Here is a 20,967-nt window from a genome sequence, read left to right as displayed (position 1 = left end):
GTATCTACAAGGACACTTTCATGATTCGTCTCTCCTCCTCATTGCTGCTGGCCGGCCTTTTTTCCCTGGCTGGCTGGAGCCACGTGGCCCTGGCTGATGAAGGTCCGACCGGGCAAGTGGGGGTTGGGGTGGGCTATCAGCCCTATGATCCGTCGGGCAGCCGTTATGAAGTGACGCCACTGCCTTATGTGGACCTGGACTGGGGCAATGTCAGCCTCAGTGGTGATGACGGCCTGACCTGGGACGCGTTCAAGGCCAACGGTTTCAGCATCGGGCCTTTCGCCAATTACGTGCCCGGGCGCAACTCCAACGGCTCGTTGCGCGGTTTGCGCGATGTGCCGGACATGGGCGTGGTGGGTGGTTTCGTGGAATACGCACCGGCCGACTTCTGGCGGTTGTTCGCCGAGCTGGGCAGTGCCGTCGGCGGCGGTAGCGGGCAGGGCGGCGTGCTCGGGCGTTTGGGTGGAGAGCTGGGCTATCCGTTGGGCATGGGGATTATCGGCCGGAGCAATTTCACCGCGCACTATGCCGATGAGCGCCAGGCACAGACGTTCTTCGGTGTGAGTGCCCAGGAGGCGCAGGACTCGGGGATCCGCCAGTATCACGCCGGCGGTGGTTTCCAGAACCTGACCCTGACCCAGAGCTTTGCCATCCCCCTGGGCGGTAACTGGTCGCTGATGACCAGTGCCAGCTGGATTCACCTGGTGGGCTCGGCGGCCGACAGCAGCATCGTCAAACAGAAGGGCGACAGCGACCAGGGTCAGATCCAGACGGCGATCAGCTACAAGTTCTGAGGCCTGACCTTCTTTTGTAGGCGCTGGCGCCGGGATGGCGATGTCATATTCAATGACGCCATCGCCAGCAAGCTGGCTCCTACAGGGTTTTGGGCGCGACGATAATATGCGGCGTGACTCGGATCTGTAGGAGCCGGCTTGCTGGCGATAGCGCTGCGACATTCACCACCATCGCCGGCTAGTTTTTCTCACCTTCTGCCAGCAACGCAATCCCGCCGATAATCACCGCCACGCCGATCCAGTGCAGCAGGCTGATCTGCTCGTTCAGCCCCAGCCAGGACGCCAGCAGCACCGCGACAAACACCAGCGAACTCAGCGGAAACGCCAACGACAGCGTGCTGCGTCGCAGAATCAGCATCCAGACGAAAAACGCCCCGATATAACAGGCTACCGCCACCCAGACACCCGGGTTGAGCAGTACCGCGTGCAGCCATTGCAAACTGAAGTCGGTCTGCCCGAGTTGATCGCCGCCGACTTTGGTGGCGATCTGTCCGCCGCTTTCGCAAGCGATCAGCAAGGCCCAGAGCACGATGGTGCCGAAGCGCCCGTGCAGCCAATCAATGTGTTTTGAACCGCTCATCAACAATTTCCTTCGAACATGAATGGAGCCCTCAAGCGCCGGAAATGGCCACCAGCATCACGCCGGCGGTGATCACCAGCGTGCCGAGCCAGCGGCGGCGGCTGACGGTCTCGCCCAGCACCATCTTGCCGGCCAGCACCACGCCGCAATAGGCCAGGGCTCCGATGGGAAACACCAGGCTCAAGGGTGCCCGGGACAGGGCTTCGATCCAGACAAAAAACTCGATGACATAAGAACCGATCCCGCACCACAGCAGGGGGGCGTTGAACACCTGGCCCCAGAAGGCTTTCAGCCTGAAGCCACCCTCCAGCTCCGGCAGACGGTCCAGGCCCATCTTGAAACAGAGCTGGCCGATCACGTCCAGGACAACGGAAAAAAGTACCAGCAAAAAAACGCCAAGGGTCACGGAAACAGCTCCTAGAACAGCAGGGTCAACGCTTTATGGCGCGCCGGATTGCACAGTCGCTCGGCTTCGCTGCAGCGTCCATGAAGGCGCACAGCGTAAGGGCTTTGCCGGCAAATGCAAAGGACAGGCCAGCACAAAGCGGACGGGGCGCCGGGCGAGGGCGGCGGATCAGCCGTGAAAACGCAGCCAGAGGCTGACCAGCACACTGGCCGCCAGCAACCAGGCGAGTACCGCCAGGGCCAGCGATGTCTCCAGGCGCAGCCGGTCCACCAGCACATACAGGGTCGCCAGGTAGATGAAGTAGGGAATGATCGACCACATGCCGAACAGGATGGTGGTTTTCAGATCATCGATCGAACGACCCTTGCCGACGATGTAGTGCGCGATCAGGGCAAAGGTCGGGAACAGCGGCACCAGCCCGGCAATGTAGTAATTGCGGGTTTTCGACAGGGCGGCGAGCAGCACCACGACCAGGGCGCCGAGGGCGGCCTTCAACAGTAAATCCATCTTGCTTGCCTGCCGTCAGTGACTCAAACCGTACTTCTTGACCTTGTCGAACAAGGTGGTCTTGGCCATGCCCAGTTCGTGGCTGGCCTGGCTCAGGTTGCCGCCGCTGCGCTGCAGGGCCTCGTTGAGCAGGTTACGCTCGAAGGCTTCCACCGCTTCGGCAAAGCCCAGCCCGCCGCCGCTTTGCGCGCCGGCTTTCTTGAAGGGCGGCAGGCCGAGGGCGAAGCGCTCGGCGACGTTGCGCAGTTCGCGCACATTGCCCGGCCAGTCGTGGCTCATGAGGCTGGACAAGGTCTGGTTGTCCAGCTCCGGCGCGATACGGTCGAAACGCAGGGAGGACTGCTGCAGGAAGTGTTCGAACAATTGCAGGATGTCTTCGCGCCGCTCGCGCAGGGGCGGTAGCTCCAGGGTCACCACGTTCAGCCGGTAATACAGGTCGCTGCGAAACTCGCCGGCGCGGCCCCTTTCGTCGAGGTCGAACTTGGTGGCGGCGATAACGCGGCAATCGACGGCCACGCTCTGGTTCGAGCCCAGGCGTTCCAGGGTGCGCTCCTGCAAGACCCGCAGCAGTTTGATCTGCATGGGGATCGGCATGCTTTCCACTTCGTCGAGGAACAGCGTACCGCCATGGGCGTGCTCGATTTTGCCGATGCGGCGTTTGCCGGCACCGGTGAAGGCATTGGCCTCGTGGCCGAAGATTTCACTTTCGAACAGGTTCTCCGGCAGCCCGCCGCAGTTGAGCGCGACGAACTGTTGCGACTTGCGCCGGCTGAAGTCATGCAGGCAGCGGGCAACCAGTTCCTTGCCGGTGCCGGTCTCGCCTTCGATCAGCACATTGGCCGAGGTATCGGCGACATTGGCGATCAGTTCCCGCAGGTTCTGCATGGCCGGCGAGCGGCCGATGATCCGGCCCTCCAGCGAGTCGCGCTCGGCCAGTTGCCGGCGCAACGACCAGACTTCCCGGGCCAGGCCGCGTTGCTCCAGGGCACGGCGGGCGACGTCCACCAGGCGCTCCGGGGAAAAGGGCTTTTCCATGAAGTCATAGGCGCCGTTGCGCATGGCGCCGACAGCCATGGAGATATCGCCGTGGCCGGTAATCAGCACCACCGGCAGGCTGCTGTCGCGAGCCTTGAGCCGGGTCAACAGCTCCAGGCCGTCGATGCCCGGCAGGCGGATGTCGCTGATGACGATTCCGGGGAAGTTGTCGCCGATCCGTGCCAGGGCTTCCTCGGCACTGCCGACGCCTTCGCTGGGGATATCTTCCAGGGACAGCGCCTGCTGGCAGCCGAGCAGGACATGGGGGTCGTCCTCGACAATCAGGACAGTGAGGTCGTTGTTCATATCGGCTCGGCCTTGGCAGGGTTGACCCGCGGTAAAGTGAGGACGAAGGCGGTACCGCCCGTGAGGGGGTGTTCGACCCCGAGGTGGCCGCCGGCCGCCGCCGCGAGGCTGGCGGAGAGGGTCAGGCCGAGGCCGAGGCCCTGTTCTCCCGGCTTGGTGGTGAAGAAGGGTTCGAACAGGTGCTTGCGCGCCTCAGGCTCGATGCCATGGCCGTTGTCGCGTACCAGCAGGCGGTATTTGCCTTCGACGAAGTCGCCTTCCAGCCACAGTTCCGGCAGCGGTTGGGCCTGCATGGCGTCGAGGGCGTTGCCGACCAGGTTGACCAGGATCTGCTCCAGGCGGGTCTGGTCGATGGCCAGTTGCACGTCGTCGAAGTCGCGATGGACTTCCAGGTGCAGGGTTTCGACCCGGCTGCCGAGGACCTGCAGGGAGGCGTCGACGGCCTTGGCCAGGCTCGACTCGCCCTTGTCGTCACCGCGCCGGGCAAAGGCGCGCAGGCTGGCGGTGATCCGGCCCATGCGGTCGATCAGGTCGTTGATGGTGCGCAGGTTGGTGCTGGCGGTGTCCAGTTCGCCGCGTTCGAGGAAACGCACGGTATTGCCGGACAGGGTGCGCAACGCGGCCAACGGCTGGTTGAGTTCATGGGCGATGCTGGTGGACATCTGGCCGATGGCGGCCAGCTTGCCGGCCTGGACCAGTTCGTCCTGGGCGCGGCGCAGGGTTTCCTCGGCCTGGCGCCGTTCGCGGATCTGGTCCTTGAGCCGATCATTGCTGGCGCGCAGGTCGACCGTGCGCTCGGCGATCCGTCGTTCCAGCTGGCTGTTGGCTTCCTGCAGGGCTTCGCGGGCGGCCAGGCGGGTGGCGATGACCTTGCGCCGTTCGTTCCAGGCGATCAGCAGGAAGGCCACCAGGGCAAAGGCCACGGCCACCAGCATGCCCTGGTTGGCGGCTTCGCGGCGCAGGTCCTGCAAGGGGGTGAGCAGGGTGAGATGCCAGGGCGTGTCGCTCAGGCGCCGGGTCTGGGCCAGGTAGCTGACGCTGTCGCCGTCCTTGGCCAGCTCGGTGTTGGCCGGGAAGGTCAGGGTTTCGACGCCCTCGGCCAGGCGTTCGCGGGCCAGGGGTTGCAGCTCGTTCAGCGGCCACCAGTAATATTGCAGGCTGCGGGCCAGGCGTTCCTTGATCTCCGGGGTCAGCGGGCGCACGGACTTGAGGCGTCGGGCCGGGTCGCTGGAGAGGATGATGATGCCGTTCTCGTCCGTGACAAAAGCCTCCAGGCGGGCCCGTTGCCAGCGCTCTTCAAGGGCTTCGAGACGGACCTTGATCACGGCTACGCCGATGATCTTGCCTTGTTCTTCCAGGCCGTGGGCCAGGTAATAGCCGGGTTCGCCGCTGGTGCTGCCGATCCCGTAGAAACGCCCCGGCAGACCGCGCACGGCGTCCTGGAAATAGGCGCGAAAGGACAGGTCTTCACCGAGGTAACTGTCGGCATCGCGCCAGTTGCTGGTGGCCAATACCCGACCGCTGGTGTCCATGACATAGATGGCCCGACTGCGGCTGCGCCGGTTCAGGCCTTCGAGGTAGGCGTTGACCGCCTGGCGGTGTTCGGCGTCGGGCTCCTTGAGCAGGGCCGAGACGCTGGATTCAAGCTCCAGCAGGCTGGGCAGGTAGGTGTACTTGCTGATCTCGCTTTCGACGGTGCGGGCGTGCAGCTCCAGCTGGCGTTCGCCGTTTTCGCTGAGGGTGCGGATGCCATAGTGTTCGCTGATGCGATAGCCGGCGTAGCCCAGGCCGATCATCAGCAGGATGATCAGGGGCGGTAGGAACAGTTGGCGGATCAGGCGGGGTTTCACGGCGAATGAGGGCGGCGTCGCGCGATAGAGGTTGGGGTCGCATTTCATCACGTTTGCCTTGGGTCAACCAGACCGCGTGTCTGCACGGCCATCACCTGAACCCTGTAGGAGGGAGCTTGCTCGCGATGGTGGAGCAGGCGCCATGGGGCATCAGGTACCCCGTGTTATCGTTGACGTCCATCGCGAGCAAGCTCGACTCCTACAGGGGGGCCTGGGGTTTTAGTGCTGCAGGATCTTCTCGAGGAAATGCTGCGCACGTTCCGAACGGGCACTGATGTCGCCGAAGAACTCGTCCTTGTTGCAGTCCTCGATGATCTTGCCCTGGTCCATGAAGATCACACGGCTGGCGACCTTGCGGGCAAAGCCCATTTCGTGGGTCACGCACATCATGGTCATGCCTTCCTGGGCGAGCTGCACCATCACGTCGAGCACTTCGTTGACCATTTCCGGGTCGAGGGCCGAGGTCGGTTCGTCGAACAGCATCACCACCGGGTCCATCGCCAGGGCACGGGCAATCGCCACACGCTGTTGCTGGCCGCCGGAGAGTTGCCCCGGGTGCTTGTGGGCATGGGCCGACAGACCGACGCGATCCAGCAGTTGCAGGCCTTTGCTGGTCGCTTCTTCCTTGCTGCGGCCGAGGACCTTGATCTGCGCGATGGTCAGGTTTTCGGTGATGGTCAGGTGCGGGAACAGCTCGAAATGCTGGAACACCATGCCGACCCGCGAACGCAGCTTCGGCAGGTTGGTCTTCGGGTCGGCGATGGAGGTGCCGTCGACCACGATGTCGCCTTTCTGGAAGGGTTCCAGGGCGTTCACGCATTTGATCAGGGTGGACTTGCCCGAGCCCGAAGGACCGCAGACCACCACCACTTCACCCTTGCTGACCTCGGTGCTGCAATCGGTCAGCACCTGGAAGTCGCCATACCACTTGTTGATGTTCTTGATAGAGATCATACGGCAAACCTTTTTTGCAGACGCTTGACCAGCAGCGAGGCGGCAAAGCTGATTGTGAAGTAGACCAGACCTGCGAAGATCAGGAATTCATTGGAACGGCCGATGATGTCGCCGCTCGAGCGCGAGGCGTTGAGGAAATCCACCAGGCCCACGGTGTAGACCAGCGACGTGTCCTGGAACAGGATGATGCTCTGCTGCAACAGCAGCGGGGTCATCTTGCGGAACGCCTGGGGCAGGATGATCAGGCGCATGGTCTGGCCATAGCTCATGCCCAGGGCCTGGGCGGCGCCCATCTGGCCCTTGGCGATCGACTGCACGCCGGCGCGGACGATTTCGCAGAAGTACGCCGCTTCGAACATCATGAAGGCCACGATGCAGGAGGCGAACGCGCCGATCGGCGTGTCTTCTCCGGTGATCCAGCGCAGGACGAAGGGTACCGCCAGGTAGAACCAGGTGATCACCAGCAGCAGCGGGATCGAGCGGAAGTAGTTGACGTAGGCACCGGCGACGTTGGCCAGCAGCTTGTTCGAAGACAAGCGCATCAAGGCCAGGAGCGTACCGATGACCAGGCCGCCGACAACACCCAGCACCATCAGCTGCAGGGTCATCAGCATGCCGTTCCAGAGACCGGGAATGGCCGGGACGATGCCACTGAAATCGAAGTCCATTATTTACCCCCCACGGAGATCAGGCCGGGCACCGCGACTTTCTTCTCGACCAGGCGCATCAGCAACATCAGGCTCATGTTCAGGGTGAAGTAGATCAGCGTCGCCAGGGTGAAGGCTTCGAACAGGTTGGCGGAGAACTCGGCGGTCTGCTTGGTCTGCGCGAGCAGTTCCATCAAGCCGATCAGCGAGGCCACGGAGGAGTTCTTGAAGACGTTGAGGAATTCCGAGGTCAGCGGCGGAATGATGATCCGGTAGGCTTGCGGCAGCAGCACGTTCCAGTAGATCTGCGGCAGCTTGAAGCCCATGGCGCGGGCCGCCGATTCCTGGCCGCGGGGCAGCGCCTGGATGCCGGTGCGGACTTGTTCGCAGACCCGGGCGGCGGTGAACAGGCCCAGGCAGACGACGACGCTCAGGTAGGCCGAGGTGGTCGGATTGAGGTCCTGTTTGTACCAGTCCTGCAGGTTTTGCGGCAGCAGATCGGGTATCAGGAAGTACCAGATGAACAGTTGCACCAGCAGCGGCACGTTGCGGAAGATTTCCACGTAGACCGTGGCAATGCCCGATACCACGCGGTTCGGTACGGTACGCATCACGCCCAGCAGCGAGCCGAGGATCAGTGCAACGATCCAGGCCACCACGGCGATGGCGATGGTCCAGCCCAGTCCGGAGATGAACCAGTCGAGATAGGTCTCGCTGCCCACACCGGTGGACTTGAAGAACACGCCCCAGTCCCAGTTGTAATTCATTCGGGTCTCCCCTCGGATCAATCAGTGGTCACGCACGTGCTTCCCGGGACTCCGCCCCGCCTGACGTGCTTCGTCAGGCACACACGTTCCGCTCGCGGTCCGAGTGTCTTTCCCATCTCAATAGAAGAAGCCAGTACAGCAGATATCAACAAACTCCCGGATATGCGTTCGTGCCACCGGGAGTTCGCTCAGAGGTGCATCAGATCTTTTTGTCCGGTGCAGGCTTGTCGTTCGGATTGGCCAGCAGGGCCTTGAGCTCGTCGCTCATCGGGAAGTTCAGGTTCAGGCCTTTTGGTGGAATCGGCTGGGTGAACCACTTGGCGTAGATCTTGTTGATCTCGCCGGACTTGTAGGTTGCGACGATGGCGTCATCCACGGCTTTCTTGAAGGCCGGGTCGTCCTTGCGGACCATGCAGCCATAGATTTCGTAGGATTGCGGGGTGCCGGTCACGGCCCAGTCATCAGGCTTCTTGGCCTTGGCCATTTCCCCGGCGAGCAGGGCGTCGTCCATCATGAAGGCCACGGCGCGGCCGCTTTCGAGCATGTTGAAGGCTTCGCCATGGTCCTTGGCGGAGATGACGTTCATGCCCATCTGCTTGTCGGCGTTCATCGCCTTGATGATGCGCTCGGACGTGGTGCCGGCGGTGGTCACGACGTTCTTGCCCTTGAGGTCGGCGAAGTCCTTGTAGGTGGAGTCTTTCTTCGACAGCAGGCGGGTGCCGATTTCGAAGATGCCGACCGAGAAGTCCACTTGCTGGCCGCGTTCGGCGTTGTTGGTGGTGGAGCCACACTCAACATCGACGGTACCGTTCTGCACCAGCGGGATACGGGTCTGGGAAGTGACCAGGTTGTACTTGACCTTGAGCTCCGGCAGGCCGAGGTCTTTCTTGATGCCTTCGACGATGGCCAGCTGGATATCGTGGGAGTAGCCCACTGGCTTGCCGGACGCATCCGCGATGTAGGAGAACGGAATGGAGCTGTCGCGATGCCCGAGGGTGATGGTGCCGGACTCTTTGATCTTCTTCAGGGTGCCGGTCAGTTCAGCGGCGAAAACTGGAGTACTGATCAGAGCAACAGCGATAGCTGCGCCCAGAAGCTGGGGAACGATGCGCATCAGATGGTTTCCTCGAGATTGTTTTTCTTATGGAGTCGGTCAGCCGACTCTCGGGTACTTCGAAGCGCTCATCCGACCCCAAGGGCGGCCTGAGCATTCGGTATCGAGTGTAGAGCACGACTCATGCCAGGCTTGGGGGTGAGGTTTTAGTCATTGATTTTAAAGGGGAATCTGATTGTTTCGAGAGGTTTCGGAGCGTCTGGCGTCCGGTTTGCCGAATGGTTGGCGAAGGGCTGTTCGGAAAACCGAATGGGAAGGGGCTGTAGGAAGGGGCTTGTTTTGAGGGGTTGGTGATCGCAAGGGCCTCTTCGCGGGCAAGCCCTGCTCCTACAATGTGGTGTCGTACACAAAATGGGTGAACGACGATGAACTGTAGGAGCAGGGCTTGGTCCGGGCGGCGTTCCGACGAAGCTTTTGGCGGCTTTGAAACGTGCCCGAAATCAGGCCGCTTCGATCTTGCCGCGGTGCTGCTCGACCTTGTCCAGGTAGTGCTGTAACTGTTGCTGCTCGGCCGCCGTGGTGAACAGGCCCAGCTTGCTGCGCCGCCACAGGATATCCACGGCCGCGCAGGCCCACTCTTCGCTGCACAGGTAATCGACTTCGCGGGTATAGAGGCCACCACCCAGGTGTTCGCCCAGGTCGCTCAGGTTCTGCACGCCCTCCAGCAGGCGCCAGGTGCGGCTGCCGTAGGTGCTCGCCCAGCGCCGGGCGATCTCGGTTGGAATCCAGTCGAAGCGGGTACGGATCTCGTGGCTCAGGGCCTGGCGCGTGGTCATGTCTTCGCCGCCGGGCAAGGTCGAGGTGGCGGTCCAGCTCGGCTTCATGTTCTTGAAGAACGGTGCCAGCTGGGCCAGCGCCGATTCGGCGAGCTTGCGGTAGGTGGTCAGCTTGCCGCCGAACACCGACAGCAGCGGGGCTTCATCGTTGCCGCCGGAGAGCGCCAGGGTGTAATCGCGAGTCACCGCCGAAGGGTTGTCGGACTCGTCGTTGCACAGCGGCCGGACGCCGGAATAGCTGTGCAGGATATCGCCACGGGCCAGCTGCTTCTTGAAGTGTGCGTTGACCACCTTGAGCAGGTAGTCGGTTTCGGCTTCGGTGATGCTGACCTTGGCCGGGTCGCCCTGGTATTCGCGGTCGGTGGTGCCGATCAGGGTGAAACGGTCCAGATACGGAATGGTGAAGACGATGCGCTGGTCCTCGTTCTGCAGGATGTGCGCGTGTTCGCCTTCGTACAGCCGGGGCACGATCAGGTGGCTGCCCTGGATCAGGCGGATGCCGTAGGGCGATTCCAGCTTCAGGTCGTCCTTGATGAACTTGGCGACCCAGGGGCCGGCCGCGTTGACCAGGGCCTTGGCCTGGATCGAGAAACGCATGCCGTTGCCGTGTTCCATCTCCAGATGCCACAGGCCATTGCCGCGACGGGCGCTGACGCAGCGGGTGCGGGTGTGTACATGGGCGCCGTTCTCCCGCGCGGCCATGGCATTGAGCACCACCAGGCGCGCGTCGTCGACCCAGCAATCGGAGTATTCGAAACCCTTGGTGATTTCGGCCTTGAGCGCGCTGTCGGCGCCGAACTTCAGGCTTTTCGAACCGGCGAGTTTCTCGCGCTTGCCCAGATGGTCATACAGGAACAGGCCGGCACGAATCATCCAGGCCGGACGCAGGTGCGGACGATGGGGCAGGACGAAACGCATCGGCTTGACGATATGCGGGGCCTTGGCGAGCAGCACCTCACGTTCGGCCAGGGCTTCGCGCACCAGGCGGAATTCGTAGTGTTCCAGGTAACGCAGGCCACCGTGGATCAGCTTGCTGCTGGCCGAGGAGGTATGGCTGGCCAGGTCGTCCTTTTCGCAAAGGAACACCGAGAGACCGCGACCGGCTGCGTCCGCGGCAATCCCGACACCATTGATACCACCGCCAATCACGGCGATGTCATAGAGCTCGGCAAGGGGTGGGGCAGGCAAGGTGCTGGGGTTCATCGGTGAGCCTCGCAGGGTCTTCTCTATATTTGAATTCGAACATTAATGTTCACTTTCGAAAATAGTAGCGGATAAACGTGCTCACGACCAGTCAACCCTGATTGAAAAAATCCATCAGGATAGGTGGAAAGGAAAATTATCGAACATTGTAGGGCGAGAGAGGTGGTGCGCCCTTGTTACTGTAGGAGCAGCCGGTCGACGCTCGATTGCTCGCGATGGTCGCCAACGCCAACGCGGGGTATCTGAATAATCGCGGTGCCTTTACGTCCATCGCGAGCAAGCTCGCTCCTACAAGGGGGTCAGACCACTTCCAGGCGGATCTTGTGCTGCTGCAGCAGTTGGGCCAGCGCCGGTACGGGCGCCTGGTCGGTCACCAGGGCGTCGATCAGGGTGATGGGCCCCAGGCGAACCATGGCATTGCGCCCGAACTTGCTGGAGTCCGCGGCCAGGATGACCTTGCGCGCATTGGCGATGATCGCCTGGGAAACCCGCACTTCCTGGTAATCGAAGTCCAGCAGGCTGCCGTCTTCGTCGATGCCGCTGATGCCCACCAGGGCAAAGTCGACCTTGAACTGGTTGATGAAGTCGACGCTGGCCTGGCCCACTACACCGCCGTCACGGCGCACGTTACCGCCGGCCAGTTGGACTTCGAAATCATCCTTGGCGCTGAGGATCGAGGCCACGTGCAGGTTGTTGGTGATGATCTTCAAGTGGTTGTGATTGAGCAGCGCCCGGGCGATGGATTCGGTGGTGGTGCCGATATTGATGAACAGCGAGGCATGATCGGGGATATGGGCGGCGATGGCTTCGGCTATGCGTTGTTTTTCATCGCGCATCTGGTCGGCGCGCATGGCGTAGGCGGTGTTTTCCACGCTGGAGTCGTAGGCCGCGCCACCGTGGTAGCGACGGAGCAGATTGGAATCCGCCAGTTGGTTGATATCGCGGCGGATGGTTTGCGGGGTCACGACAAAAAGCTGGGCCATTTCCTCGATGCTGACATAACCGCGTTCGCGGACCAGTTCGAGGATTTGTTGCTGGCGGGGAGGCAGATTCATTGGGCGTCCTTTGGGCTGCCGTACAAATTCTTCCATCATGCCGCAGGAAGGACCTGTCTGCCACTTGCGGGGCCAATCAATCGCGGATGTGCGGTGGGGGTGTCGTACGTTGTTGCTGTTGAGGTCGCTCTTGTTTCAGCGGCCTGTTGAGCGTCGTCCGATCTCGGGAGCGCCACAAAACCTTGTAGGAGCCTGGCTTGCCAGCGAAGCTTTTGGCGTCTTCAAGGACGCCTTCGCGGGCAAGCCCTGCTCCTACAGGGCCGTGTTCAGCCTAATGAACAGCGTTCGGCTTAGTTGCTGTCTTCGTGCGGTTCCCAATCGCGGGTACGGCTAACCGCTTTCTGCCAGCCGGCGTAGAGTTTTTCCTTCTCGGCTTCAGGACGCTGCGGCTCGAACTCGCGCTCGATCACCGCCTTGCCCCGCAGTTCTTCCAGGCTGCCCCAGAAACCGCACGCCAGGCCGGCCAGGTAGGCCGCGCCGAGTGCCGTGGTTTCGCGCATTTGCGGACGCTCGACCTGGGTCCCGAGAATGTCGGCCTGGAACTGCATCAGGAAGTTGTTGGCCACCGCGCCGCCGTCCACGCGCAGGGCCTTGAGGCGTTCGCCCGAGTCCTGTTGCATGGCGTCCAGCACGTCGCGGGTCTGGTAGGCGATCGACTCCAGGGCGGCACGAATGATGTGATCCACCTTCACCCCACGGGTCAGGCCGAACAGTGCGCCACGGGCATAGGGATCCCAGTACGGAGCGCCCAGGCCGGTGAAGGCCGGTACCAGGTACACGCCGTTGCTGTCCTTGACCTTGCTGGCGAAGTATTCGGTATCGAAGGCGTCGTTGATCAGCTTCAGTTCGTCACGCAGCCATTGGATGGTCGAGCCACCGTTGAATACCGCGCCTTCCAGGGCGTAAGCCACTTCGCCGCGAGGGCCGCAGGCGATGGTGGTGAGCATGCCGTGCTTGGAGCGGACGGCCTTGGTGCCGGTGTTCATCAGCAGGAAGCAGCCAGTGCCGTAGGTGTTTTTCGCCTGGCCCGGTTCCACGCACATCTGGCCGAACAGGGCCGCTTGCTGGTCGCCGGCGATACCGCCGATGGCGATGCCGCTCTTGGTGTGGCCGTAGATTTCCGAGGACGACTTCACTTCCGGAAGCATTTCCCGGGGAATGTCGAGGATCTCCAGCATCTTCGCATCCCATTCCAGGGAGTGGATGTTGAAGAGCATGGTGCGCGAGGCGTTGGTGTAGTCGGTGACGTGGGTCTTGCCGCCGGTGAATTTCCAGATCAGCCAGCTGTCGATGGTGCCGAACAGCAGCTCGCCGCTGCGTGCGCGTTCACGGCTGCCTTCGACGTTGTCGAGGATCCACTTCAGCTTGGTGCCGGAGAAATACGGGTCGGTGACCAGACCGGTGGTTTCGCGGATGTACTCTTCGTGACCGTCGCGCTTGAGCTGTTGGCAGATCTCGGTGCTGCGGCGGCACTGCCAGACGATGGCGTTGTAGATCGGACGGCCGCTGACCTTGTCCCAGACCACGGTGGTTTCGCGCTGGTTGGTGATGCCGATGGCGGCGACCTGGTCGTGGTGCAGGCCGGCTTGCGCCAGGGCTTCAACCATGACCGCGCTCTGGGTGGCGAAGATTTCCATCGGGTCGTGTTCGACCCAGCCGGCTTGTGGATAGTGCTGCTGGAATTCGCGCTGGGCGGTGCCGACCACATTGGCGTCGCGATCGAAGATGATCGCCCGCGAGCTGGTCGTACCCTGGTCGAGGGCAATGATGTAGTTCTTATTCTGAGTGTCGGTCATTTTCGATTGCCTTGATGAATATAGGGAAAAAGTGCCGGGATGAGTGCCCTCAGGGAGAAGGGCGCTCACAGGGAGTGGCATCTTGCAGGTGTTTCAGGAAGCCTGGACCTTTTTGGCCGCGGTCGCGGGTTCTTCCTGTAGTGCGGGTTGGGCGCTGGGCAGATGGCGGGCAATCATCCCGCGATACAGCACGGCGCCCAGGCAGGCACCGACAATCGGTGCAAAGATCGGAATCAGGAAGTACGGAATGTCGCGTCCGCCGGTGAAGGCGATATCACCCCAGCCGAAGAGGAAGGTCATCAGCTTGGGGCCGAAATCCCGCGCGGGGTTCATCGCAAAACCGGTCAACGGACCCATCGCGCTGCCGATCACGGCGATCAGCAGGCCGATCAGCAGTGGGGCCAACGGGCCATTGGGCAGGCCGTTGTTGTCGTCGGTCAGGGACATGATCACGCCCATCAGGATCGCGGTGATCACCACCTCCACCAGGAACGCCTGGGCAGTGCTCAGGGCCGGGTTGGGGTAGGTGGAAAACACCGATGCCAGTTCCAGGCTGGCCTGGGAGCCGCGGATCATATGGTGGGTTTGTTCGAAATCGAAGAACAGGTTGCTGTAGAGCGTGTAAACCAACGCGGCGGCACAGAAGGCCCCGGCGACCTGGGCAAGGATGTAGAACGGCAGTTTGCGTTTATCGAAATCGGCGAACAGGCACAGCGCAATGCTCACGGCCGGGTTCAGGTGAGCGCCGGAAACGCCGGCGGTCAGGTAGATCGCCATGCTCACGCCCATGCCCCAGATGATGCTGATTTCCCACAGACCAAAGGTGGCACCCGCGACCTTGAGCGCGGCAACACAGCCGGTGCCGAAAAAGATCAACAGCGCGGTGCCGAGGAATTCGGCGATGCATTGGCCCGAGAGCGATGGTTGTTTCAAAGCGGTACTCATTGGACACCTCGATTTTTGTTGTTGTTAGACGTCCGTCCCAATGACGGACGTGGACTTGCACCGAAGCTCAGGAATCCCCATCTCTGATTTCGGCTTACCGCTCGTTGCTGCTGAGTGTAGGACTGTAATCTTCAGTTTCGAAAAAATATAGACAAGAAACGCTGATATCAAAGGTCGAAAATGAACGATAGTCCACTTTTTGGGGAATAGCTGCGTAAATGAGGATGATTTGTATGTAGGATCAAGGTGTTTTTTACGCATTTATTGGCTCTGGTTAGCCTAGGAAAATCTTGAGGCTTGGCTTGTCATAGAGCCTTTTCGTTGCGAATAGCCTAAAATCCACGCCTGTCTTTCGAGCCGACTGGACCTGCCATGACCCCCGCATTGGACCTGCTGAAAAAAGTTCGTGCCGAACATCGCGTACACAGTTATGAACACGATCCGAAAGCCGCTTCTTATGGTCTGGAGGCTGCGGAAAAACTGGGATTGGCTCCGGCGCAGGTGTTCAAGACGCTGCTCGCCAGTACGGAAAAGGCCGAATTGCTGGTGGCGGTAGTGCCGGTCGTCGGAAGTCTGGACCTGAAGGCGCTGGCCCAGGCGGCGGGGGCCAAGAAGGTCGAGATGGCGGATCCGGCGGCGGCCCAGCGGGCCACCGGCTATCTGCTGGGTGGGATCAGCCCGCTCGGGCAGAAGAAGCGCTTGCGCACGTTTATCGACCAGAGCGCGCAGCCCTTCGCGAGTATTTTCGTCAGTGCCGGCCGTCGTGGCCTGGAAGTTGAGTTGGCGCCGGCGGTGCTGGCCGAGCATACCCAGGCGAAGTTCGCCGATATCGGCCGCGCCTGATCCCGCTCACGGTCTACGCGGCGGGCTGGAACAGCACCAGATGCTCGGCTGTCACGCGAATACCTACCGATGTTCCCGGCAGGTGATCGACGTGACTGGGGAAAATCGATTCCAGCTGGCTGCCGCTGGGCAGTTGCAGGCGATACAGGGTCGAGGCTCCGAGGAAGGTCTTGCCGAGGACCGTGGCCTTCAGCGCGCTGTCCGGGGCATGGACGATGTCATCCGGCCGTAGCAGCACATCCACTGCACCGCCCAGCGGCCAGGCGTAGGCCCGATTGCCGCGCAGCACGCCCAGTTCGGTCTGCACTGACTCCTGGCTGCTCAGCTGCCCACGAATGAAGTAGCCCTGGCCGATAAAGCTCGCGACGAAAGGCGTCTGCGGTTGGTGATAAAGGTTGTAGGGCGTATCCCACTGTTCCAGACGGCCCTCCTTGAACACACCGACCTGGTCGCTGACGGCGAAGGCTTCTTCCTGGTCGTGGGTCACCAGGATCGCGCTGGTGCCGCGCTGCTTGAGGATATCCCGGACTTCCTGGCTGAGCTTGCGCCGCAACTCCACATCGAGGTTGGAAAACGGCTCGTCGAGCAACAGCAGTTGCGGCTCCGGCGCCAGGGCGCGGGCCAGGGCCACCCGTTGTTGCTGGCCGCCGGAGAGTTCATGGGGATAACGCTTGCCCAGTCCCTTGAGGTTGACCAGCTCGAGCATTTCCTCGGTGATCCGAGTCTTGCGCGGGTGCAGGCGAATGCCGAAGGCGATGTTGTCGGCGACGCTCAGGTGCGGAAACAGCGCGTAGTCCTGGAACACCATGCCGATCCGGCGTTTCTCCGGCGCGAGGGTGAAACCGGCGCGGGAGATGACGTTGCCCGCCAGCTGGATTTCGCCCTCGTGCACCGGCTCGAAACCGGCAATGGCTCGCAGGGTGGTGGTCTTGCCGCACCCGGACGCACCGAGGAGGCAACCGATGTCCCCGCTGTTGAGGTGCAGGTTGAGGTTCTGCACGACCCGTTGCGCTTGATAGCCGCAGGCCAGGTCATGCAGGTTCAACAGCGGCGAATGACTCATGCAGGGCGATACGCCGGCGCAACCAGGAATTCGAGCAGGGCCTTTTGTGCATGCAGGCGGTTCTCGGCCTGGTCCCAGGCGACCGAACGCGGGTCGTCGAGCAGGTCGAGGCTGATTTCCTCACCCCGGTGGGCCGGCAGGCAGTGCAGGAACAGCACGTCGGGCGCGGCCAGGTCGAGCAGTTCGCGGGTGACCTGCAGGGGCGCGAACAGGGCCAGGCGCTTGGCGGTTTCTTCTTCCTGGCCCATGGAAGTCCAGACATCGGTGCTCACCAGGTGCGCGCCGCGTACCGCTTCACGTGGATCGCGGACCAGTCGGACCCGCTCGCCAGCCTGGGCCAGCAGCGCCGGGCTGGGGTCATAACCTTCGGGGCAACTGACCCGCAGCTGGAAGTCGAACTGGATGGCCGCCTCGATATAGCTGTTGCACATGTTGTTGCCGTCGCCGATCCAGGTCACGGTCTTGCCCTGGATCGAGCCGCGATGTTCGAGGAACGTCTGCATGTCGGCGAGCAACTGGCAGGGATGCAGGTCATCGGACAGGCCGTTGATCACCGGGACCCGGGAGTTGGCGGCGAACTCGGTCAGGGTGCTGTGCTTGAAGGTGCGGAGCATGACCACATCGAGCATGCGCGACAGGACGATGGCGCTGTCGCCGATCGGCTCGCCCCGGCCCAGTTGGGTGTCGCGCGGCGAGAGGAAAATCGCCTGGCCGCCCAGCTGGATCATGCCGGCTTCGAAGGAGACGCGGGTGCGCGTCGAGGACTTCTCGAAAATCATCCCGAGAATTCGACCCTTGAGTGGCTCGAAGAGTACGCCGCGGTCACGCAGGTCCTTCAGCTCGATGCCTCGACGAATCACGCTGACCAGCTCTTCGGGCGTGCAATCCATCAGGGAGAGAAAGTGCCTTGCGCTCATCATTAACTACCTTTTTGCAACAGACCGCAGATACTCAAAGCCGGGTTTTACGGAAAAACGGGCGAGACCTGCGGCGTAAGCCGCACGGGGCGACGAAATAGGGGAAGACGCGATCGTATAAGAAAATGTCGCGTGTTACCAATAGGAGGCTTGGTTTCAGGGCGATTGAGGTCTGCATCGTCCTGCTGGGCATGACCTTTTCCCTGTCCGATACACGCCGGCCCACTGGCGACAGCGGGTCTTTGTACACTGTGCCCGGAACCCTTGGCAATCGAGGGCGACGGGCGCAGGCGGGTCCTGGTCGCTTTCTGACTGTCCGGGCGGGGTATTGGCGTGCAAGATGGCCGGTGTGGAAACATTTCCTAAACTAATCCGCTAGGTTGTAAAATGTGTCACCGCGGACACATGGAGGCTTTGGAATGGAATCGAAAGAGCAACAATTGATGGAATTGCTGAAGCTGACGGCGCAGGCACTGACCCATATGACCGCCTCCGTGACCTCGATGTCGTTCGAGTTGTTGCGCAGCGAAGATGAAGTGACCCGGGCGGCCGGTCGTCGGATGATCGATCGCATGGCGACCATCAGTTCCGGTCTCGACGAGCATTGGCGCCTGATCGGCGAGCTGACCGGGGTCCATATGGGCCAGGAGCAGCTCGAGACGATTGAGGAGATCCAGTTGCAACCTGCTCCCATGCTGCCCTCGGCCTGATTTCAGGGCTGCCATCGGCAGGCCTGATGCCCCCCGATTCACAAGATGAACGTCGCTGGCATGCTGCCCGGCGTAGGGCCATAGTTTTGTTCTCGCAACCGATCCGGGTTGCCTTGAACAAGACAGAGACTGGCCATGACCAAGACTCTCCACCACCGTGCCTGCCACCTGTGCGAGGCCATCTGCGGCCTGACCATCGAAACCACCACCACCGAAGCGTCGGTGCAGATCACCTCGATCAAGGGCGATCCGCTGGATACCTTCAGTCGCGGGCATATCTGTCCCAAGGCGGTGGCGCTGCAGGATATCCAGAACGATCCGGATCGTCTGCGCCAGCCGATGCGTCGAGTGGGCAGCGATTGGTTGCCGATCGAGTGGGATGAGGCCTTTGCCCTGGTGGCCGAACGCCTGGCGGCGATCCAGGCCCGGCATGGCCAGAATGCCGTGGCGATCTATCAGGGCAACCCCAGTGTGCACAACTATGGGTTGATGACCCACAGCAACTACTTTCTCGGCCTGTTGAAAACCCGCAATCGTTTTTCCGCGACCTCCGTCGATCAATTGCCGCACCACCTGAGCAGCCACCTGATGTATGGCCATGGCCTGTTGCTGCCGATTCCGGATATCGATCACACCGATTTCATGTTGATCCTGGGCGGTAATCCACTGGCTTCCAACGGCAGCATCATGACCGTGCCGGATGTGGAAAAGCGCCTGAAGGCGATCCAGGCCCGGGGCGGCAAAGTCGTAGTGGTCGATCCTCGGCGCAGCGAAACGGCGGCCATGGCCGACCAGCACCTGTTCGTGCGTCCGGGCGGGGATGCGGCCTTGCTGTTCGGCCTGCTCAATACCTTGTTCGCTGAAGGGCTGACGCGTGCCAGCCATTTGCCGGTGGACGGCCTCGATGAAGTGCGCCAGGCCGTGGCCGGTTTCAGCGCCGAATCCATGAGCCCGCTGTGTGCGGTGCCGGCGGCGCAGATCCGCCAGTTGGCCCGGGACTTCGCCGCGGCGGACAAGGCGGTCTGCTATGGACGGATGGGCGTCTCGACCCAGTCGTTCGGCACCTTGTGTCACTGGCTGGTGCAGTTGATCAACCTGGTGACCGGCAATCTCGATCGGGTCGGTGGGGCCTTGTGCACCGAGCCTGCGGTGGACCTGGTGGCCTCGACCTCCGGCGGCCACTTCAATCGCTGGCAGAGCCGGGTGTCCGGGCTGCCGGAGTACAGTGGCGAATTGCCGGTGTCGGCCCTGGCCGAGGAAATGCTCAGCGAAGGGGAAGGGCAGGTGCGGGCCCTGGTGACGATCGCCGGCAACCCGGTGTTGTCCACGCCCAATGGCCGGCAACTGGAGCAGGCACTGGACGGCCTGGAGTTCATGGTCAGTATCGACCTGTACATCAACGAAACCACCCGTTATGCCGACCTGATCCTGCCGTCGACCTCGGCCCTGGAAAACGATCACTACGACACCACCTTCAATATGTTCGCGGTGCGTAACGTCAGCCGTTTCAACAAGGCGATCCTGGCCAAGCCTGCCGGTGCGTTGCACGACTGGGAGATTTTTGTCGGCCTGGCCAAGGCGTTTTCCAGCCTGACCGGCCAGGTGCTCAAGCCGACCATGGCCCCGGCGCAGATGATCGACATGGGCTTGCGCATGGGGCTGTATGGCGATGCCTCGTCGCACCAGCTGTCGCTCAAGACCCTGGAGGACTTTCCCCATGGCGTCGATCTCGGCGCGCTCAAGCCGAACCTGGTGCCACGCCTCAAGACGCCCGGGCAGCGGGTCCAGGCGGCGCCGGCGGTGATCCTCGCCGACCTCGCTCGCTTCGCCGCGCAACAGGCACCACAAGTCGGGGAGTTGCTGATGATCGGCCGCCGGCATGTACGTAGCAATAATTCGTGGATGCACAACTATCACCGCCTGGTGAAGGGCAAGCCGCGCCATCAACTGCTGATGCACCCCGATGACCTGGCCAGCCGCAGTCTCGAGGATGGGCAGCGGGTGCAGGTCAGCTCGCGGGTCGGCATGATCGAGGTGGAGGTGCTCGCCAGCCTGGAGATGATGCCTGGCGTTGTGAGCCTGCCCCATGGTTGGGGGCATGCGCGGCCCGGGGTGAAGATGGCGATTGCCAGTGGCCAGCCGGGCTCCAGCGCCAACGACCTGACCGATGAACGCCAATTGGACGTCTTGTCTGGCAACGCGGCGCTGAACGGCGTGCCAGTCACGGTGGCGGCGGCCTGACAACGGCCATGGTGGCGGATATCGGGCAGACCGAGCACCACGCTCGGCTTTCCGTTACAATGCCTCACCGTGCCGACAACAGAGTCGGAAAGTTCAGAAGAGGTGCCTTGTGGATATCATCGAAACGATTAAAGAGCAGATTGCCAACAACACCATTCTGCTTTACATGAAAGGCTCGCCGAATGCTCCACAGTGCGGCTTTTCCGCCAAGGCCGCGCAGGCCGTGATGGGCTGTGGCGAGAAGTTCGCCTACGTGGACATCCTGCAGAATCCGGAAATCCGCGCCAACCTGCCGAAGTACGCCAACTGGCCGACGTTCCCACAACTGTGGGTCGGTGGCGAACTGGTCGGCGGCAGCGACATCATGGCGGAAATGTTCGCCAACGGTGAGTTACAGGCCCTGGTCAAGGATGCAGCGACCAAAGCGGCAGCGGCCAAGACCGAAGCCTGAGTCGATT

The 20,967-nt window shown here is 62.0% G+C and carries 20 protein-coding genes; 5 read left to right on the top strand and 15 right to left on the bottom strand.

Features of this window, described 5'->3' with window-relative positions; genetic code table 11:
- The first annotated feature begins 20 nt into the window (after positions 1 to 20).
- Positions 21 to 794 (top strand): MipA/OmpV family protein, encoded by a 774-nt coding sequence (locus HX830_RS22940; RefSeq protein ID WP_152740912.1) that lies wholly within the window; start codon positions 21 to 23, stop codon positions 792 to 794.
- A gap of 178 nt (positions 795 to 972) precedes the next feature.
- Here the strand turns inward: HX830_RS22940 and HX830_RS22935 are convergent, their stop codons facing one another.
- From HX830_RS22935 to HX830_RS22875, 13 genes are all read right to left on the bottom strand, one after another.
- On the bottom strand, positions 973 to 1,374 hold the full coding sequence (locus HX830_RS22935; RefSeq protein ID WP_103494186.1) for an EamA family transporter: 402 nt from the start codon (positions 1,372 to 1,374) through the stop codon (positions 973 to 975).
- Positions 1,375 to 1,405: 31 nt separating this feature from the next.
- Positions 1,406 to 1,780, bottom strand: a complete 375-nt coding sequence (locus tag HX830_RS22930; RefSeq protein ID WP_103494185.1) for an EamA family transporter — start codon at positions 1,778 to 1,780, stop codon at positions 1,406 to 1,408.
- A 168-nt stretch (positions 1,781 to 1,948) separates the two neighbouring features.
- Entirely contained in the window at positions 1,949 to 2,278 is a 330-nt protein-coding gene (locus HX830_RS22925) for a GlpM family protein (protein WP_177102831.1), read from the bottom strand.
- 24 nt (positions 2,279 to 2,302) lie between these two features.
- A complete protein-coding gene (locus HX830_RS22920) occupies positions 2,303 to 3,628 on the bottom strand; it encodes a sigma-54-dependent transcriptional regulator (RefSeq protein WP_152740910.1) in 1,326 nt (441 codons plus the stop codon).
- Entirely contained in the window at positions 3,625 to 5,526 is a 1,902-nt protein-coding gene (locus tag HX830_RS22915; RefSeq protein ID WP_177102777.1) for a sensor histidine kinase, read from the bottom strand. The genes HX830_RS22920 and HX830_RS22915 overlap by 4 nt, the downstream gene beginning before the upstream one ends.
- 171 nt (positions 5,527 to 5,697) lie before the next feature.
- The gene (locus HX830_RS22910) at positions 5,698 to 6,432 is read right to left on the bottom strand and encodes an amino acid ABC transporter ATP-binding protein (RefSeq protein WP_103494181.1); all 735 of its coding nucleotides are present in this window, start codon (positions 6,430 to 6,432) and stop codon (positions 5,698 to 5,700) included.
- A complete protein-coding gene (locus HX830_RS22905) occupies positions 6,429 to 7,100 on the bottom strand; it encodes an amino acid ABC transporter permease (RefSeq protein WP_103494180.1) in 672 nt (223 codons plus the stop codon). The genes HX830_RS22910 and HX830_RS22905 overlap by 4 nt, the downstream gene beginning before the upstream one ends.
- Entirely contained in the window at positions 7,100 to 7,846 is a 747-nt protein-coding gene (locus HX830_RS22900; protein ID WP_121134291.1) for an amino acid ABC transporter permease, read from the bottom strand. Before HX830_RS22900 ends, HX830_RS22905 begins: the two co-directional genes overlap by 1 nt.
- 199 nt (positions 7,847 to 8,045) lie before the next feature.
- Positions 8,046 to 8,960: a glutamate/aspartate ABC transporter substrate-binding protein gene (locus HX830_RS22895; protein ID WP_177102774.1), complete on the bottom strand. Its 915-nt coding sequence runs from the start codon at positions 8,958 to 8,960 to the stop codon at positions 8,046 to 8,048.
- A gap of 440 nt (positions 8,961 to 9,400) precedes the next feature.
- Complete coding sequence (gene glpD, locus HX830_RS22890) at positions 9,401 to 10,939, bottom strand: glycerol-3-phosphate dehydrogenase (protein WP_152740908.1); 1,539 nt, start codon at positions 10,937 to 10,939, stop codon at positions 9,401 to 9,403.
- Between the two features lie 299 nt (positions 10,940 to 11,238).
- Positions 11,239 to 11,994 carry a DeoR/GlpR family transcriptional regulator gene (locus HX830_RS22885; protein WP_103494176.1) on the bottom strand — a complete coding sequence of 252 codons (756 nt, stop codon included), beginning with the start codon at positions 11,992 to 11,994 and terminating at the stop codon, positions 11,239 to 11,241.
- Between the two features lie 290 nt (positions 11,995 to 12,284).
- The gene (gene glpK / locus HX830_RS22880) at positions 12,285 to 13,790 is read right to left on the bottom strand and encodes a glycerol kinase GlpK (protein ID WP_177102772.1); all 1,506 of its coding nucleotides are present in this window, start codon (positions 13,788 to 13,790) and stop codon (positions 12,285 to 12,287) included.
- 93 nt (positions 13,791 to 13,883) lie between these two features.
- Positions 13,884 to 14,735: an MIP/aquaporin family protein gene (locus tag HX830_RS22875; RefSeq protein WP_103494174.1), complete on the bottom strand. Its 852-nt coding sequence runs from the start codon at positions 14,733 to 14,735 to the stop codon at positions 13,884 to 13,886.
- Between the two features lie 372 nt (positions 14,736 to 15,107).
- On the opposite strand from HX830_RS22875, the gene ybaK reads away from it, so the two are divergent.
- Positions 15,108 to 15,578 (top strand): Cys-tRNA(Pro) deacylase, encoded by a 471-nt coding sequence (gene ybaK / locus HX830_RS22870; protein WP_103494173.1) that lies wholly within the window; start codon positions 15,108 to 15,110, stop codon positions 15,576 to 15,578.
- A gap of 13 nt (positions 15,579 to 15,591) precedes the next feature.
- Here the strand turns inward: ybaK and HX830_RS22865 are convergent, their stop codons facing one another.
- Entirely contained in the window at positions 15,592 to 16,641 is a 1,050-nt protein-coding gene (locus HX830_RS22865) for an ABC transporter ATP-binding protein (protein WP_152740905.1), read from the bottom strand.
- Positions 16,638 to 17,558, bottom strand: a complete 921-nt coding sequence (argF, locus tag HX830_RS22860) for an ornithine carbamoyltransferase (protein WP_152740904.1) — start codon at positions 17,556 to 17,558, stop codon at positions 16,638 to 16,640. The genes HX830_RS22865 and argF overlap by 4 nt, the downstream gene beginning before the upstream one ends.
- A gap of 419 nt (positions 17,559 to 17,977) precedes the next feature.
- Here argF and HX830_RS22855 point away from each other — a divergent pair, with 419 nt between their 5' ends.
- The 3 genes from HX830_RS22855 (at position 17,978) to grxD (ending at position 20,960) form a co-directional block, all read left to right on the top strand.
- Positions 17,978 to 18,268, top strand: coding sequence for a hypothetical protein (locus HX830_RS22855; RefSeq protein ID WP_103494171.1), 291 nt, complete (start codon positions 17,978 to 17,980; stop codon positions 18,266 to 18,268).
- A gap of 135 nt (positions 18,269 to 18,403) precedes the next feature.
- Entirely contained in the window at positions 18,404 to 20,509 is a 2,106-nt protein-coding gene (locus HX830_RS22850) for a molybdopterin oxidoreductase family protein (protein ID WP_177102770.1), read from the top strand.
- 109 nt (positions 20,510 to 20,618) lie between these two features.
- Positions 20,619 to 20,960 carry a Grx4 family monothiol glutaredoxin gene (grxD, locus tag HX830_RS22845; protein WP_103494169.1) on the top strand — a complete coding sequence of 114 codons (342 nt, stop codon included), beginning with the start codon at positions 20,619 to 20,621 and terminating at the stop codon, positions 20,958 to 20,960.
- Positions 20,961 to 20,967: the final 7 nt, after the last annotated feature.

The organism is Pseudomonas gingeri, from assembly GCF_013385425.1.
In the GTDB taxonomy this organism is placed as follows: domain Bacteria; phylum Pseudomonadota; class Gammaproteobacteria; order Pseudomonadales; family Pseudomonadaceae; genus Aquipseudomonas; species Aquipseudomonas gingeri_D.
The sequence above is the reverse complement of the archived record's forward strand: the minus strand, read 5'-3'. Positions and strand labels throughout refer to the sequence as shown.